Raw genomic sequence first — 16,348 nt, forward strand, 5'->3', positions numbered from 1 at the left:
CATGAGCTATACGGAGTCACCGGCGCTGGCCAACCACCTGATGGACACTGTTCTTCCAGTGCGCCCTGCCATGGTGGATCGCGGCTCAGGCGCCCGTATGAAGCCCGGGATGGTTGAGGACCTCATCGCGTCGGGCACAGCCAAGGCTATGGTGATCTCCCAGCGCAAGGCGCTGGTGACCGCTGACGGACTGTGGTTCGGCGATGCCACGCGGCTGTGGGATGCCTTGAACGGATCCGACGCCGGTGCTGCCGCCGCCATCTATTTGGGGACTACTTTGGGCCCGTCCTCCTTGCCGCAGGGGACGCCCGTTTTGCTGTTTACTGTTCCGGAACCACCCGCGCAGGGTACAGCCTTGGTACCTGGGGACGCTCAATGGGCCGGCTTCCGGGAAGTCGCTGGACGCCTGGACGCGAACGACACCGCATTGTTCATCGAGTCCAGCGCAATTTCCAACTGGCACGCCACCCATACCCATTGCCCCCAGTGCGGTAACCCCACAGACATTGAGGCGGGTGGTTGGGTGCGGCGTTGCCCCAAAGACAACTCAGAGCATTACCCCCGCACGGATCCGGCGATCATCGTCACAGTCGTGGGACCGGATGGCAGGCTTCTCCTGGGTGGGGGTGGCCCCACCGATGCGAAGAATTACTCCACGCTTGCCGGCTTTGTGGAGCCTGGCGAGTCGTTGGAACAGGCTGTGGTTCGGGAGATCGGCGAGGAAGTGGGCGTCCGGGTGTCCGCCTGCCAATACCTCGGTTCGCAGTCGTGGCCGTTCCCTGCCTCGCTCATGCTGGGGTTCACCGCCACCACTGAAGATTCCGTGGCCCGGCCGGACGGCGTCGAAGTGACTCGGGCGCGTTGGTTCAGCCGCGATGAATTGCAGGCAGCGGTGTCCAGCGGCGAGATCACCATCTCAACGCGCCTGTCCATCGCGCGTTCGTTGATTGAGCATTGGTACGGCGGCGTCATCGAAGACCTCCAGCCGTGACAGAAGACATTTTCGACGCCGGTGGTTCACTGGAGGAGCGTATCCTCGGCGGCTTGGATGACGAACAGCGCGAGGTAGCCAGCACCCTGACGGGCCCCTTATGTGTACTTGCAGGTGCAGGCACGGGGAAGACCCGGGCCATCACCCACCGCATCGCATACGGAGTCCACTCTGGTGTGTATAGCCCGCAACGGTTGCTGGCCGTCACCTTTACGGCGCGCGCCGCAGCGGAAATGCGCAGCAGGCTTCGCGACCTGGGTGTGGCAAACGTTCAAGCCCGCACTTTTCACGCAGCCGCCCTGAGGCAGCTGCAGTTCTTCTGGCCGCAGGCAATCGGCGGCACTTTGCCCAACCTGTTGGACCACAAGGCCAACATGATTGCAGAAGCGTCCCGCAGGCTCCGCCTCAGCACCGACCGCGCCTCCATCAGAGATCTGGCAGCTGAGATCGAGTGGGCCAAAGTATCCATGTTGACGCCCGCCAACTATCTTGAAAACGCCCAGGACCGCGGAGCACCCGGAGGCTTTGACCTCACTGCGGTGTCGCGGGTTTTCCAGGCCTATGAGGACATCAAGACCGACCGGAACGTTATCGACTTCGAGGATGTCCTTCTCATCACTGTCGGCATCCTTCAGGAGGACCCGAAAGTGGCGGCTACGGTTCGCGAACAGTACCGCCATTTCGTGGTGGACGAATACCAGGACGTATCGCCGCTGCAGCAGCGGCTCCTGGATTTGTGGCTGGGCGGCCGGAACGAACTATGCGTGGTGGGCGACGCCAGCCAGACTATCTATTCATTCACCGGCGCCTCACCGAAGCATCTGCTGGGATTCAAGGCCCAGTTCCCGGAGGCAACTGTCGTTAAACTCATCCGCGATTACCGATCCACTCCGCAGGTGGTGAAGTTGGCCAATGAACTCCTCGGTTCCAGGCGCAGCGGCGGGCCTGTAGCAGATGCAGCATGGGCGCCGCCACTTAAGCTGGTCGCTCAACGTCCCTCGGGGCCTGAGCCACGCTTCATGGAGTGCCCGGATGACGAGGCCGAGGCCGCAGTAGTGGCAGGCCGGATTCAGGAGTTGTTGAATTCGGGCGTCAAGGCGAGTGAGATTGCCATACTGTTCCGCACCAACGGCCAGTCCGAAGCCTACGAACAGGCCTTGGCTTCTGCAGGCATCGGATACCAACTGCGTGGTGGAGAGCGGTTTTTCGCCCGCAAGGAAGTCCGCGATGCCATCCTCCAGCTCAGGGCCGCCACCAGGGCTGTGGCGGAGGGACCGCAGGAAGCACTGGGGCAAATCGTTCGGGACATTGTGGCATCACTTGGCTACACCGATGCCGCGCCGCATAGTGGTGGAGCGCTCCGCGAGCGGTGGGAATCCTTGGCCGCGCTCGTCGCCTTGGCTGATGAGCTCGCCATCAGCCGTGGTGAGTCCTTTACTTTGGCGGAATTCGTGAATGAGCTCCAAGAACGCTCCGTGGCACAGCATGCCCCCACGGTTCAAGGCGTCACGCTGGCCTCGCTCCACGCGGCCAAGGGCTTGGAATGGGACGCCGTGTTCCTGGTGGGCTTGAGCGAAGGACTCATGCCGATTTCCTTCGCGGACAGCCCCGAAGACGTAGATGAAGAACGCCGGTTGCTTTACGTCGGAATCACCCGGGCGCGGGAGCACTTGAATCTTTCCTGGTCCACGGCCCGTACACCGGGTGGCCGGGCCAACCGTAAGCCCTCACGATTCCTTGACGGACTGCGCCCCAATTCCGTCGCGTCCGCAAACGCACGCAGCAAAACAGGCCCCACGCGCCGAAAAGCTGCGGCGCCGGCGTCGTGCAGGGTCTGTGGAAGCATGCTGGCAAGTGGTGCTGAACGCAAGGTTGGGCGCTGCAACCAATGCCCGCCGTCTTACGAGGAACAGACCTTTGATGCACTGAGGCAATGGCGAAAGGACGAAGCGAAATCCGCGGATGTCCCGGCTTACGTAGTCTTCACCGACGCCACGCTCACGGCGATCGCTGAGGCCAAGCCGTCATCCCTTGAAGAACTGGCTGGGCTGGCTGGAATTGGCCCCTCCAAACTTGAACGCTACGGCGAAGCAGTCCTGGAAGTACTGGCTGAGAGTACAGAACTCTGATGGCCCGCCTCCGGGCCAATGACGTTGGCGTTCCGCTGGTCACAGATGACGGCGCTCCTGTCGTGGTGCGCCGATCCGCCAGGCGCCGCAGGACCGTGGCTGCGTTCTGGGAGGATGGCAAGGCGGTGGTGGCCATACCGGCCAGCTTTACCAAATCCCAGGAACAGGAATGGGTCCGGCGCATGCTGGCGAAACTAAAGCGCCAGGGCGAACAAGGATCAGGCAGGAACAAGCGGCGCCCAGCCACAGACGAAGTCCTCGCTGCACACGCCGCTCACCTGTCGCGGACCTACCTTGGCGGACGGGCCGTTCCGACGTCGGTCCGCTGGGTTGGCAACCAGAACTCAAGGTGGGGTTCCGCGACGCCTGCCGATGGCACCATCAGGCTTTCAAACAAGCTGCAGCCCATGCCGCAATGGGTCATCGACTACGTGCTCGTGCACGAATTGGCTCACCTGGTGGTGGCGGGGCACACTGCAGACTTTTGGAGATTGGTCGAGGCGTATCCCGAGACGCAGCGCGCCAAGGCATTCCTGGAAGGCGTTGCCTTTGCGACGTCGCGGGGCCTCCCCACGGACTCGGACATCGATCATCCAGCTGTAGATCTGGACTCCTGAGAGAACAGCAAAGGCCGCCGTGTGACACGGCGGCCTTTGCTGTCTGTCGGCCTACTTGCCGGGATCTTGAGGATCTGAGCCGTCCGAGTCCGGTTCCTCGGTGGATTCCGCTTCGTCGCCCGCGGCGTCGCCCTGAGCATCATCGGTTTCGTATCCACCACTGAGCAACTTCTGCAGGGCGTCGTCAACCTCACTGTCGCTGGCCTCGGCAAGCCGACGGCGTTCCGAGAAGCCCTTGGGATCATCCAGGTCCTCTCCGGTTGGCAAAAGGTCCGGGTGGTGCCAGATGGCGTCGCGACCCTCGATGCCGCGTTCTTCCTTCAACGTCGCCCACAAGGTGGCTGCCTCCCGGAGCCTGCGGGGACGCAGTTCCAGACCCACGAGGGACGAGAACGCGTGTTCGGCGGGCCCGCCGGTGGCACGACGTCGTCGTACGGTTTCACGCAGTGCCGTGGCGGATGGCAGGACCTTGGCCGTCGCTTCGGCCGTCAGCTCGTCCACCCAGCCCTCCACCAGCGCGAGTGCTGTCTCCAGCTTCTCCAATGCGGCTGTCTGAACGGGGGTACGTTCCGGGGTGAAGACGCCCTGGGACAACGCTTCCTGGATGCCTTCCGGGTTGCTGGGATCAAGATCCCTGGCCAGGTCTTCAATGCGGGACATGTCGATGTGGATGCCGCGGGCATAAGCCTCAATGGCTCCGAGCAGGTGTCCGCGCAACCAAGGGACCTGAACGAAGAGGCGCGCGTGGGCGGCTTCGCGAACAGCGAGGAAGAGTCGAACGTCGTTCTCGGGGAGGCTGAGGCCTTCGCCGAACTTGGCCACGTTGGCCGGCAGCAGCGCCATTTCCAAATCGGCCAATGGAACGCCGATGTCGGTGGAGCTGACAACCTCTGCCGAAAGCGCGCCGATTGCCTGTCCAAGTTGCATGCCAAAGATGGCGCCGCCCATATTCTGCAGCATGGAGGATGCGCCGCCCATCATGGACTTCATTTCCTCGGGCATCTGCTGGGTTAGGGCATTCGACAGGGCATTGGCGATGCTGTTTGCCACGGGTTCAGTCAGGCGCTTCCAGGTACCGAGGGTTGCTTCAACCCATTCAGCCCGCGACCAAGCGCGGCCGATCAGACCGGTTGCCGAGAGATCAGTGACGGGGTCGAGCCATAGTTCCGCGAGCCTGAGGGCCTCATCGATATCCCTGGTTTGCTGGGCATTGACCGAGGGATCACTGCCAGCGGCCGCAACCCGCCGTGCATTCTCGTGGGCAAGCTGCCAGTTAACAGGGCCGTCTGACGTGGAGCTCATCATGGCTTGGACCTGGGCGAACATCTGCTGGAGAAGCTGGGGGTCATTGGGCAGGCCCGCAGCCTTGGCCAGTTCGGCGGGATCGATGTTACCCATGCCCTGGCCGCCCATCAGGTTCTGCAGCATTTCTGCCAGCGGATCCTTTGGGGTTTCGTCGTCGTTGGACGGGTTGTTGGGGTTGGATGTCATGGTGCCGCCGATCGTCGAACTGGCTGGTGATCTCTTTCACCGTACCCCGCAGCCGGTGGGCTGTCTGCCCGGATGCTGCGTCGTTCGCTGTAGGCAAAGCAGACCCGCAACGTCTGACCGCGTAGTGTTGATGTTTGGTATGTGCCGCCACCGTGTTCGGTGGCACGAGCCGTGGAACCGGTCACGTAACGCCGGCATAGAGAGGCCTCAATGCTTACTTCGCCCAGCCCCGAGGGCTCACTGGATCCGCGTCGGACGCCCGACGCGGATCCCTCCTCAGTGCCTCCGGCACCTCCCCGCGACACCAGGTACATGATCATGGTGATTTCAGGGCTGGTGGCGCTTGGGTTGGGCATAGGCGCGGCGGCCCTGCCGGTCCCGTATGTCATCGAGTCGGCGGGACCCACCTTCAATACGCTGGGCAAAGACGGAGACAAACCGGTCATCAGCATCTCCGGCCGTGAGTCCTTTCCGGCCAAGGGCAACCTGGACCTCACCACCGTCGTGATGACCGGAGGCCCCAAGAGCCCCGCAACGATTTTCGATGTCTTCCGAGCATGGTTGGACAGTTCCAAGGCCATCTACCCGGAAGAACTCATCTATCCCAAGGGCACCACTGCAGAGCAGACGGTGCAAGAGGGCGAGATTGCCATGGAGACGTCACAGGAGAATGCTTTCGCTGCAGCGTTGCGGGAGTTGGATATTCCGTTTGAGCAGCGGCTGAATGTCGCAGGCCTCTCAGACCCGTCACCCTCTGCCGGAAAAATCCAGGCAGGCGATCTCCTGAAGTCCATCAACGGCAAGGCCATTACGTCCATGAGCGTGATCCAGGCCGAACTTGCCGCGGGGGCTGGAGCCCCGGCGGTGGTTGTAGTGGACAGGAACGGCGCCCCAGTGACGGAAACTATTACGCCCACCAAGAATTCGGCCGACCGCTATGTACTGGGTGTTCTTTTGGCCAGTGACTTCACATTCCCGTTCGACGTGCGTATTTCCTTGGAGAATGTGGGCGGCCCCAGCGCTGGAATGATGTTCGCCCTGGGCATCGTGGACAACCTCACGCCAGGGGACATGACGGGCGGCAAGCACGTGGCTGGTACCGGCACCATTACGGCCGACGGCGTCGTGGGACCCATCGGTGGCATCGCCCAGAAGATGATCGGTGCCCGTCAGCAGGGGGCCACCATGTTCCTCGCCCCGGCCGCCAACTGTGCGGATGTGGTGGGCCATGTTCCGGACGGTTTGCAGGTGGTGAAAGTGGAAACATTGGCTGATGCCACCTCGGCCGTGGAGCGGCTCGGGACCGGGGACGACACGGCAGGCCTTCCCACCTGCACAAACAACTAGACTGACGGTGGAACTTAGCTTCACCGCCACTCGTGGCATATATGACGGCCTCCGCCATATCCCAGCGGCTGAGATTGTCAACCCTCGCACACCGACTGTCCACTGACACCAATGAGGTACAGAGTTTGTCCCGTCCCGCCAGCTCCAACCCGCCCGGAAGATCACCGCTGAGACGAGGTGCCCTGACTCCGACGCTCATCGTCGTGGCGGTGGCCGTCGTCGGGTTTATTTTCTTCGCCAATGTGTGGACTGACGTCCTCTGGTACCAGCAGCTTGGGTTCTTCGAAGTTTATCTTCGGGAGAACCTCGCCAGGATTATTACTTTCCTGGTTGGTTTCGCAATGATGTTTGCTGCTGTTTTCTTTGCCATCAGAATCGCCTACCGCTCCCGTCCGGTCTATGCACCTGATGCTGAGTCTCGGGACAACCTGAACCGCTACCAGGCGCAGCTTGAACCTGTGCGCCGCGTGGTCATGATCGGTCTCCCCATTCTCTTCGGTCTCTTTGCCGGCAGCGCCGCAGCCAGCCAGTGGCAGAAGGCACTTTTGTTCTTCAACCAGGAACCGTTCGGTCAGACGGACCCCCTGTTTAACCTCGACATCAGCTTCTACCTCATGTCCTTGCCGTTCCTGGGCTTTGTCACGGGATTCCTGATCAGCATTGCTGTGGTAGCCGGTATCGCCGGCATCCTGACCCACTACCTTTACGGCAGCATCCGCCTCATGGAACGCGGTATCTTCACCAGCCGCGCAGCGCAGATCCATATCGCTGTGACCGGCGCCTTGTTCCTGATCCTGCTGGGTATCAACTTCTGGCTGGACCGGTACACGACCGTCCAGAGCAACTCCGGCCGTTGGGCCGGTGCGCTCTACACAGACGTCAACGCCGTTGTGCCAACCAAAGCCATCCTTGCCGTCGCGGCAGGTCTGGTGGCAATCCTCTTCATCATTGCTGCGATCATCGGACGCTGGCGCCTGCCTGTGATTGGTACCGCGATGCTCGTCATTACGGCCATCCTGGCCGGCGGTGTCTACCCATGGGTGATCCAGCAGTTCCAGGTGCGTCCGTCGGAAAACACCTTGGAAAAGGAATTCATAGACCGCAACATCACCATGACGCGGGCTGCCTATGGCCTGGACAAGATCGATGTGTCCGCTTACAACGCCACAACCACCGCCACGACCGGTGCATTGGCAGCTGACGCTCAGACCACCGCCAACATTCGCCTTCTGGATCCGAACCTTATTTCTTCGGCATTTGCCCAGCTTGAGCAGTACCGCCCGTATTACCAGTTCCCCCAGACGCTGAACGTTGATCGTTACGTGGTGGATGGCAAGGTCCAGGACACGGTTATCGCCGTTCGTGAACTCAACCCGGATGGCCTAAGCGCCAACCAGCAGACGTGGGTCAACCGGCACATTGTCTACACCCACGGCTACGGCGTAGTGGCGGCCAAGGGCAACAAGTTCACCGCCGACGGCAAGCCGGAGTTCCTCCAGTCGGGCATCCCGTCCAATGGAGTCCTCGGAAACGACACCACCTACGAGCCCCGTATCTACTTCGGCGAGAATTCTCCCGAGTACTCCATTGTGGGTGCACCCGACGGTGCTCCCAACCGTGAGCAGGACCGACCCGCGGGCCGTGAAGGCGGGGGAGAGACGCAGTACACCTTCAGCGGCAACGGTGGACCCAACGTTGGAAACTGGCTCAACAGGATTCTGTACTCCATCAAGTTCCAGTCATCGGATCTGTTGCTGTCCGACGGCGTGAACGCTGAGTCTCAGATCTTGTACGAACGCAATCCCCGCGAACGCGTCGAGAAGCTGGCACCGTACCTGACGGTTGACGGTAACGCCTACCCGGCAGTTGTTGACGGACGGGTGAAGTGGATCGTCGACGGTTACACCACCAGCCAGTACTTCCCGTACTCGCAGCCGCAGCAGTTGCAGAACGCGACTGCTGATTCGCAGACCAACGCCGGACGCACCGTTGCCTTGCCGAACAGCTCCGTGAATTACATCCGGAACTCTGTGAAGGCCACAGTGGATGCCTATGACGGCTCAGTAAACCTTTACGCCTGGGATGACCAGGATCCGATTCTGAAGGCGTGGCAGAAGGTCTTCCCAACTGCCATCAAGCCCTACTCAGAGATGTCAGGCGATCTCATGAGCCACGTCCGGTACCCGGAGGACCTCTTCAAGGTCCAGCGTGAACTGCTCGGCCGCTACCACGTAACGGACCCGGACAGCTTCTACCAGAACAATGACGCGTGGAGCGTTCCGAACGATCCCACCGTTTCGGAGGCCGTAAAACAGCCGCCTTTCTACATGTCGTTGCAGATGCCTGATCAGGAGAAGCCAGCCTTCCAGCTGACGTCGTCCTTTATTCCGCAAACAGTCAACGGCAGTGCCCGTAACATCCTGTACGGATTCCTGGCAGCTGACTCCGACGCTGGCAACGTGAAGGGCGTCAAGGGGGAGAGCTACGGAAAGCTGCGGCTGCTGGAACTCCCGACTGACACCCAGGTGCCTGGACCCGGACAAGCGCAGAACAAGTTCAACTCCGATCCCACCGTGTCCCAGGCGCTGAACCTCCTGCGCCAAGGTGCATCCGATGTGCTGAACGGCAACCTGTTGACACTTCCCGTGGGTGGCGGCCTGCTGTACGTGCAGCCCGTTTATTTGAAGTCCACCGGTGAAACGTCCTACCCGACGCTGCAGCGCGTGCTGGTCGCGTTCGGTGACAAGATCGGATTCGCGCCCACCTTGGACGCAGCACTGGACCAATTGTTCGGCGGCAACTCCGGTGCCACAGCCGGCGACGCGGACAACAATGGCCAAACACCCACCGCACCACCCGGTACCACCACGCCACCGGCCGGACCTACCGACGCCAAGGCTGACCTGAAGGCAGCCCTGGACGAGGCCAACAAGGCCATCCAGGACGGTCAGGCAGCGCTGGCCAAGGGCGACTTTGCCGGCTACGGCGCGCAGCAGACCAAGTTGTCTGAAGCGCTGAAGAAGGCGCTGGACGCTGAAGGCCGTTTGGGTGCGACCTCCACGCCGTCTGCGACGCCGGAGGCTACTCCGAGTGCGACTCCGTCGCCTTCGCCGAGCAGCTGACGCGACAGCTTGATTGAAAAGGCCCGTGTTGACTCCCGCCAAGGGGTAGTCGACACGGGCCTTTTCTGCGGGGGAGACACACATCACGCAGTCAGGATTTGGTCTGGCATTCACCGGGCGGTAATGTTGTTCTTGCGACGCGGGGTGGAGCAGTTCGGTAGCTCGCTGGGCTCATAACCCAGAGGTCACAGGTTCAAATCCTGTCCCCGCAACTGGAAAAAGGTCCGGATCAGTAATTACTGATCCGGACCTTTTGCTTTTCCCGAATGGCACACTTTGAATTACTAGTGATCTGCCATCCGCAATCTTGAAAGCAGCCAGGACATTCCTGCGAGCCTGAATTCCCATCCCGCCGGTTCTTCTTCAGTAAACGGCGGAAGTGCGTTTAGACGGGTTCTCAGGTCCCTCGGATGCTATGGAGTGATCTACGGCACTATTGCTACCTTATGGTCAAGAGCACCCCAGCGGGTGCGGTAGAGTTGTTCTTGCGACGCGGGGTGGAGCAGTTCGGTAGCTCGCTGGGCTCATAACCCAGAGGTCACAGGTTCAAATCCTGTCCCCGCAACTGGAGAAAAGGTCCGGATCAGTAATTACTGATCCGGACCTTTTGGTTAAGCCCGGACCTCGTGTCCAGCCGGGAACTTTTGATGAGCCAGTTGTCGGGCAACCCAGTGCTAGCATCAAACCCGGATTTACTGAGGCACGAACGATGGATAGGACGCCCAATGGTCAACGACGACTTCACTGCCGGGGCCGATCGCGACGTTCTTCAGCGGGACAGTCCTGTTGCTGTCTACCAGCAAGTGGCCGATGTTCTGACGGAGCAGGTCAGCCGCTTGGAGCCTGGATCCCGGATAGCCACTGAAGAGTCGCTGATGGACCAGTACGGCATCAGCCGGACCACGGTCCGCAAAGCGATCGAAACGCTCGTGGCAAAGGGCCTGCTGGTCCGCAGGCAGGGCAAAGGGACGTTCGTGATGGCCCAGCGTCCAGTGAAAATGTTGAACCGCCTGGCACCCTTCATGGAGACGTTTACGGCGGCAGGGATGAAAACCGTCAAGGGCCTCATCGAATATAAATGGATGGAAAAGGACACATCGGTTCCGGCCAAGCTGGTTTCCGATGACAACCTTGTGCTTGTGATCCGGCGCTCCTATTCAAGCGCTGGCTGGCCCTACGCAATTGCAGAAATCTTCATCCCCTCCCATATCGGGCGCCACATCAGTTTGGCGGACGCCGAACGCAACTCCATTTATCAGGTCATCCAAGACAGGACGCTGAAGCCGCTGCAGCGGGCTGAAATCACTGTGACCATGCATGCCCCGCCGGAACACCTGGCAGATGCCCTGAACGTCCGTGGGTTCGCCATGGTGCCGCGTCTGGAGCGCACTACGCTGGGCGATCATGGAGAGGTGCTGGAGTGCACCGTGACGTACTTTCACCCCAAAGGATTTGAAATCCGGGCCGAGGTGGCAACGGATGCCAGCCCTATCCAAGACTCCGCAGTTCACGGTGCAGGGTAGCTGCACAGCAGGAAGGGGCCGGATTCTTGTCAGAATCCGGCCCCTTCCGTGGTTCAGCGGTACGATACCGGCAATGCGCCGGCCCCAAGCTTAGAGCTTGTCGAAATCAGCTTCGTCGACGGTTGCCCCGCTTGATGCGGTGGCGCCGGCGCCGATGGCAGGTTTGGAGCCGCCCGACTTCAGAGCGGCAAGGCGAGCCTCAATTTCGGTCTGCTCGCCCAGGTCCTCAAGCTGGTTGAACTGGGCATCAAGGCTGGAGCTTGCAAGTTCCTGCTGGCCCAGGACCTTGGCCTCTTCACGGCGGATCTTCTCTTCGAAGCGGCCCACCTCGCTGGTGGGATCCATGATGTCGATGCTCTTGAGAGCATCGTGAACCTGGGACTGCGCGGCCGCAGTCTTGGAGCGGGCCACCAGCTCGTTGCGCTTTGCGGTGAGCTGGTTGAGCTTGTTCTTCATCTGGTCGAGCCCGGTCTTGAGCTTGTCCACGACCTCGGTCTGTGAGGCGATGCTCGGCTCTGCAGACTTTGCCTCGGACTCCGCGGTCATCTGGCGCTGGATGGCTACCTTGGCAAGGTTGTCGAACTTCTGGGCATCAACGGTGTCGCCTGCGTTGCGGTACTCGTCGGCCTTCCGGGACGCCGCCAGGGCCTTGTTTCCCCAGTCCTGGGCGTTCTTGACGTCCTCGTTGTAGTCGGCCTGCAGCATACGGAGATTACCGATGGTCTGGGCCACGGCTGACTCGGCCTCGGCAATGTTGTTCGTGTAGTCGCGGACCATCTGGTCCAGCATCTTCTGCGGGTCCTCAGCCTGGTCCAGCAAGGCGTTGATGTTTGCCTTGGCGAGCTGTGAGATCCGACCGAAAATGGACTGCTTAACCATGGTGATGCCTTTCGTCCTGCTCAGTGGTGCCACTGAAGTCAGTGATCAGTTGTTGTACCGCTTCTATGCGGGGCATGGACCCCACGTAGTCTGTCTGGCTAGAAGCTGCCGGAGTCTCCGCCGCCGAAGTCGCCACCGCCGCCGAAGTCGCCTCCGCCGCCGAAGTCGCCTCCGCCGCCGGAGTCACCGCCGAAGAAGCCGCCACCTCCGCCGCCGTCATTGCCGCCGCCCCAGCCGCCCCCGCCGCCATTGAGGATGGAATTGATGAGGATGCCGCCGAGGATGGCACCGCCGAGGCCGCCGCCTCCGCCGCCACCGCCGAACATGCCACCGCGTCCGTAGCCTTGGCCCTGGTCTGCATAGCCGAACTGGTCGACGTCCGACTGCGCAAGCTGGGCCGCCTGGGCGGCGAGTGAATGCGCCTGCTGGGCATATGTCAGGGCCGTGACGGGATCGTTGCGCGAGATGGACAGTGCGTAATCGAGGTTGCGTTGAGCTTCGGCCAGCCGGGTCCTTGCCTCTGTGCCCACGCCGCCGCGTCGGGCAGTGATGTAGTCGGAGGTGGCGCTGATCTGGGCCTGGGCAGCCATGATGGTCTGCTGCAGAGATGCTTGTGCCCGGCGGGCCTGCTCCTGCTGGTCGCGAATACCGGACAGGGACTGGTCCAAAGCCTGATGGGCTGACTCCACGCGGCTGAGGGTCGCGATGGGGTCGATCTTTCCACCTTGGATCTCGGTCTTCACTTGTGCCAAGGCGGCTTCGACACCAGCTACGGGGCCGGCAAGTTCAGGGTGCTCGCCCGATTGGATCATGGCCCTGGCCTGGGCGAGGTCCTGGCTGGTCTCCGCAACTGCGCCTTCAAGCGATGTGCGGGCCTCATCCAGGCTTCCAGCCGTCTTTGTTATCGCGTCGATCAGCACATTCGTCTGGTGCAGGCTTTCCTCGGCCGCGCGAACGGCTACTGCGGCCAAGCTGTTCTCGCCGACCGCCAATTTCTCCTGTGCAGCGGTGACAGCATTCTGCACGAATGCGAGTCGCTCTTTAGCCTGCAGGATGTTGTCGGAGACCTGCGTCAAGGCGGATTCAGCGTACTTTGCGCGCAAGCCCTCAAGTGATTGCTCGGCGTTTGCGATCTTTGAGTCCGCGTCCTTGGCTCCAGCGGACACCGCTGCCAGGGCCTGGGGGGCATTCTTTTCAAGCTCCCGCAAAGAGTCGAAGTCTGCCTTTTGGTCACGCAGTGACGCAAGTGCCGCCTCTGACCTGCGAATGATTTCGCCGAGCCAGCTCCGCTGTTGCTCTTCAGTGTCCGGAATGTGGTCATCAAGCTGCTGCTGAAGCTTGAAGGATTCCGTCATGTGGCCCTTGGCTTCCTCCAGGGCTTTGGTGAAGTTCCCGATTGCGGAGTCGCCATACTGTGCCTGGGCAAATCCGAGTTCCTGCTCGCTGGACTTGATGGCGTCGTCCGCCTCGATCAACAGCGAGCCGCTCTTTTGCCGCAGTTCCGGGATGCTGAGGCCAGCCAAGGGGTCAAGCTGCTCACCTTGCGGTCCATAACTGGCGCTGGTGGCCTGGCTGCCCTTCTTGCGGCGGTTACGCAAGTACAGGTATGTCCCTGCGCCACCGGCGGCTACAACACCGACTCCAACGAGGACGCCAACTCCGGCGTTGCCGCTGGGCACTGTCCCGCTTCCACCGCCTGCAGCGTCGCCGATGGCTGCAGCCGTATCTATGGCTGCTTGGGCATAGTCCTTCTTGCCGCCTGCCAGATTGGCAACAACGGCATTCTGAGCGATTGCCGACTGTTTGGAGTAGATGGAGCTCCCCGAGTTCAGGGCGAAGTTGTACTGGCCAGCCGTGGAAATCGCCAGAATGGCGTCCGGCTTACCCATGAGCTTCTTATCGGCAACGGCCTTGGTCCACTCTTTGGGGTCCGACGGGTTGGTGAAGGAGTCCACGGTGACCACGTAAAGGTTGTACTTGTGATCCTTGAGCGTTTTTTGGATGGCGTCCTGGACTTCGCCTTTTCGGCTGCCCAGCACGTTGGCGTCGTCCACGATGTTTTGTCCGGACGGAATGGTCACCGGATCGGTGGCCCAGGCAGCTGAGGCCGGGAAGGCCAACAGTCCAGCCACGCCAAATCCGGCGAGTACGCGTTTAAATATTGACCGCATGTGCAACCCTTCAGCACGTCTGCGACTGGAACAAGGCGTACCAATCGTCACAGAATGCTCAGCGCCCCCACGCATGGTGTAAAGCCGCAGGTCGCTGTGGCAATTCCTCTTGATTCTATGGTGCACCCCATGGCCCGTCCACAGCAGTGAATATGCCACCAGCGAAATATAGGAGAGAGCCGGATTGTTCAGCCGCTGAGGGAATTTTGGAGAGCCGGCCACAGGCGCCCACGCCTTTCAGGAAGCTCCCAGCGAACGTCCGCTTTTGTTCCAGTAATTGGGTACATAGTTGTTGAAGACGAGGACGAAAGGAACCCCCATGACGGAGAACCCAGCGCAGGGCACCGCACCAGAGAACCGCGAGCCTGCTGAGCCGCGGGACGTGACGGGAGAGCACAATGATGCCGCCGCCACCCAGCAGCAGCCTGCCTGGTCTTCAGGGCAGGGCGCGGGCGAGCAGGCCGGGAATACACAGCCAACAACTCCCATGCCGGCCTTCCAGCCACCTGCAACCCCGGCCCAGCACAACACGCCGGCCCAGCACAGCACGCCGGCCCAGCACAGCACGCCGGCCCAGCACAGCACGCCGGCCCAGCACAACACTCCGGACCAGCAGGGCACCGCGCCACACTACGGTGCTCCCGCACAGGCGAACCCGACCGCGCAGCAGCCGCACTACTACGGCGCTCCGCAGCAGCAGGACCCGGCGCATCGCCCCAGCTACCCCCAGCACCAGCCGTTCTACGGCGGCGGTTCGAATCCCGGCGACGGCAACGCGCAGTTCAATAGCGCTCAAGGCCAGCAGGGTCCTGGGATGCAGCACACTCCAGGGCACTCATCGGCGGTAGCGACCAAGCGCAAGCCGGCATTCGGCGTCGGTACCCTGGTTGCGAGCATGCTGGCAGCGGGTCTGGTTGGCGGCGGTGTAGTGGCCGGAACCAACATGCTCTGGGACAACCCTGCTCCGGCCGCCTCCACGAGTGGACAATCCAGCACGGTGATCGTGAACAACAAGGACGACGTCAACGTCATCACGGCTGCCGCCGCCAAGGCATCGCCCAGCGTGGTGACCATCAAGGCAACCAGCGGCAACGAAGGTGGGACCGGCTCTGGCATCATCCTGGATGACCAAGGCCACATTCTCACCAACACGCACGTGGTGACCCTTGACGGCGCCACTGCCAACGCAACCATCGAGGTCCGCACCAATGATGGCAAGGTCCTCAAAGCCACAGTTGTTGGCACGGATCCGTTGTCTGACCTGGCAGTCATCAAGGTCAGCGATGCCTCCGGACTGGTACCGGCAACGCTTGGTGACTCTTCCAAGATCAACGTGGGGGACACCGCCGTCGCCATCGGTTCGCCGCTGGGCCTGACGGGTACGGTGACGGACGGCATCGTCTCCACGCTCAACCGCACCATCAGCGTCGCGTCGTCCGCCGTTCCGGAAGGCACCCCTGATGAAAGCCAGGGTGGTGACGAGGGCTTCCAGTTCGCACCGCCGAACGGTAGCCAGAGCCAGAACACGGCCAATGAGGGCTCGATCGCGATCAACGTCATCCAAACCGACGCGGCCATCAATCCGGGCAACTCCGGTGGTGCGCTGGTGAACAGCAAGGGTGAAGTCATTGGCGTCAACGTTGCCATCGCATCGGCTGGCAGCAGCACGTCCCAGTCTTCAGCCGGCAACATCGGTGTGGGCTTCAGCGTCCCGATCAACCACGCAAAGCGTGTGGCGCAGGAGATTATTGATAACGGCAAGGCAAGCCATGGACAGTTCGGTGTATCTGTTCGTTCGAAGTCTTCCACTGGCAGCGATTCCGGCTTCTCTGTGGGAGCTGAGGTTGCCTCGGTGACCAGCGGATCGGCCGCAGCCAAGGCCGGGCTTAAAGTTGGCGACGTCGTGACCAAGTTCGGTGATTACACGGTCAGTGATCCCAACCAGCTGACCGCAGCCGTCCGGGAACAGCCGGCCGGTGCAAAGGTCAAGGTAACAATCCTGCGTGGTGGCCAGTCACAAGAGGTTGAGGTCACCCTCGACGCCGCTCAACAGTAGTCGGTACAGGCAACGCACGACG

At 61.5% G+C, this 16,348-nt stretch carries 10 protein-coding genes and 2 tRNA genes; 9 read left to right on the plus strand and 3 right to left on the minus strand.

Going from position 1 to position 16,348, the window contains the following annotated elements:
- Window position 1 precedes the first annotated feature (1 nt).
- From nudC to BLW08_RS04075, 3 genes are read left to right on the plus strand one after another with little or no spacing between them, the layout of a single operon-like run.
- Window positions 2–991 (plus strand): NAD(+) diphosphatase, encoded by a 990-nt coding sequence (nudC, locus tag BLW08_RS04065; protein WP_091323465.1) that lies wholly within the window; start codon window positions 2–4, stop codon window positions 989–991.
- Window positions 988–3,120, plus strand: a complete 2,133-nt coding sequence (locus BLW08_RS04070) for an ATP-dependent DNA helicase UvrD2 (RefSeq protein ID WP_091323467.1) — start codon at window positions 988–990, stop codon at window positions 3,118–3,120. The genes nudC and BLW08_RS04070 overlap by 4 nt, the downstream gene beginning before the upstream one ends.
- The gene (locus BLW08_RS04075) at window positions 3,120–3,737 is read left to right on the plus strand and encodes a M48 metallopeptidase family protein (RefSeq protein ID WP_090818231.1); all 618 of its coding nucleotides are present in this window, start codon (window positions 3,120–3,122) and stop codon (window positions 3,735–3,737) included. The genes BLW08_RS04070 and BLW08_RS04075 overlap by 1 nt, the downstream gene beginning before the upstream one ends.
- Before the next feature lie 51 nt (window positions 3,738–3,788).
- On the opposite strand, the gene BLW08_RS04080 is transcribed toward BLW08_RS04075, so the two are convergent.
- The gene (locus tag BLW08_RS04080) at window positions 3,789–5,228 is read right to left on the minus strand and encodes a zinc-dependent metalloprotease (protein WP_091323469.1); all 1,440 of its coding nucleotides are present in this window, start codon (window positions 5,226–5,228) and stop codon (window positions 3,789–3,791) included.
- A gap of 210 nt (window positions 5,229–5,438) precedes the next feature.
- Here BLW08_RS04080 and BLW08_RS04085 point away from each other — a divergent pair, with 210 nt between their 5' ends.
- The 5 genes from BLW08_RS04085 (at window position 5,439) to BLW08_RS04105 (ending at window position 11,220) form a co-directional block, all read left to right on the plus strand.
- The gene (locus BLW08_RS04085; RefSeq protein ID WP_090818236.1) at window positions 5,439–6,575 is read left to right on the plus strand and encodes a YlbL family protein; all 1,137 of its coding nucleotides are present in this window, start codon (window positions 5,439–5,441) and stop codon (window positions 6,573–6,575) included.
- 125 nt (window positions 6,576–6,700) lie between these two features.
- A complete protein-coding gene (locus BLW08_RS04090) occupies window positions 6,701–9,697 on the plus strand; it encodes a UPF0182 family membrane protein (protein ID WP_175538570.1) in 2,997 nt (998 codons plus the stop codon).
- A 138-nt stretch (window positions 9,698–9,835) separates the two neighbouring features.
- Window positions 9,836–9,909: transfer RNA gene (locus BLW08_RS04095), tRNA-Met, on the plus strand.
- Window positions 9,910–10,188: 279 nt separating this feature from the next.
- Window positions 10,189–10,262 (plus strand) — tRNA-Met (locus BLW08_RS04100).
- A 160-nt stretch (window positions 10,263–10,422) separates the two neighbouring features.
- Entirely contained in the window at window positions 10,423–11,220 is a 798-nt protein-coding gene (locus tag BLW08_RS04105; protein WP_090818242.1) for a GntR family transcriptional regulator, read from the plus strand.
- A gap of 90 nt (window positions 11,221–11,310) precedes the next feature.
- Here BLW08_RS04105 and BLW08_RS04110 read toward each other — a convergent pair whose 3' ends face one another.
- Both BLW08_RS04110 and BLW08_RS04115 read right to left on the minus strand, forming a co-directional pair.
- Entirely contained in the window at window positions 11,311–12,099 is a 789-nt protein-coding gene (locus tag BLW08_RS04110; protein ID WP_090818245.1) for a PspA/IM30 family protein, read from the minus strand.
- Between the two features lie 98 nt (window positions 12,100–12,197).
- A complete protein-coding gene (locus BLW08_RS04115; RefSeq protein ID WP_175538571.1) occupies window positions 12,198–14,270 on the minus strand; it encodes a TPM domain-containing protein in 2,073 nt (690 codons plus the stop codon).
- A 319-nt stretch (window positions 14,271–14,589) separates the two neighbouring features.
- Here BLW08_RS04115 and BLW08_RS04120 point away from each other — a divergent pair, with 319 nt between their 5' ends.
- A complete protein-coding gene (locus tag BLW08_RS04120) occupies window positions 14,590–16,326 on the plus strand; it encodes a trypsin-like peptidase domain-containing protein (protein WP_091323473.1) in 1,737 nt (578 codons plus the stop codon).
- Window positions 16,327–16,348: the final 22 nt, after the last annotated feature.

Origin of the sequence: Arthrobacter sp. cf158, from assembly GCF_900106835.1 — a bacterium.
Taxonomy (GTDB): domain Bacteria; phylum Actinomycetota; class Actinomycetes; order Actinomycetales; family Micrococcaceae; genus Arthrobacter.

Bases quoted from the DNA above. Each gene is read 5' to 3' on its own strand.
- BLW08_RS04075 (WP_090818231.1), top strand. From the start codon at position 3,120: ATGGCCCGCCTCCGGGCCAATGACGTTGGCGTTCCGCTGGTCACAGAT.
- BLW08_RS04085 (WP_090818236.1), top strand. From the start codon at position 5,439: ATGCTTACTTCGCCCAGCCCCGAGGGCTCACTGGATCCGCGTCGGACG.
- BLW08_RS04115 (WP_175538571.1), bottom strand. From the start codon at position 14,270: ATGCGGTCAATATTTAAACGCGTACTCGCCGGATTTGGCGTGGCTGGA.
- BLW08_RS04120 (WP_091323473.1), top strand. From the start codon at position 14,590: ATGACGGAGAACCCAGCGCAGGGCACCGCACCAGAGAACCGCGAGCCT.
- BLW08_RS04110 (WP_090818245.1), bottom strand. From the start codon at position 12,099: ATGGTTAAGCAGTCCATTTTCGGTCGGATCTCACAGCTCGCCAAGGCA.
- BLW08_RS04105 (WP_090818242.1), top strand. From the start codon at position 10,423: ATGGTCAACGACGACTTCACTGCCGGGGCCGATCGCGACGTTCTTCAG.
- BLW08_RS04080 (WP_091323469.1), bottom strand. From the start codon at position 5,228: ATGACATCCAACCCCAACAACCCGTCCAACGACGACGAAACCCCAAAG.
- nudC (WP_091323465.1), top strand. From the start codon at position 2: ATGAGCTATACGGAGTCACCGGCGCTGGCCAACCACCTGATGGACACT.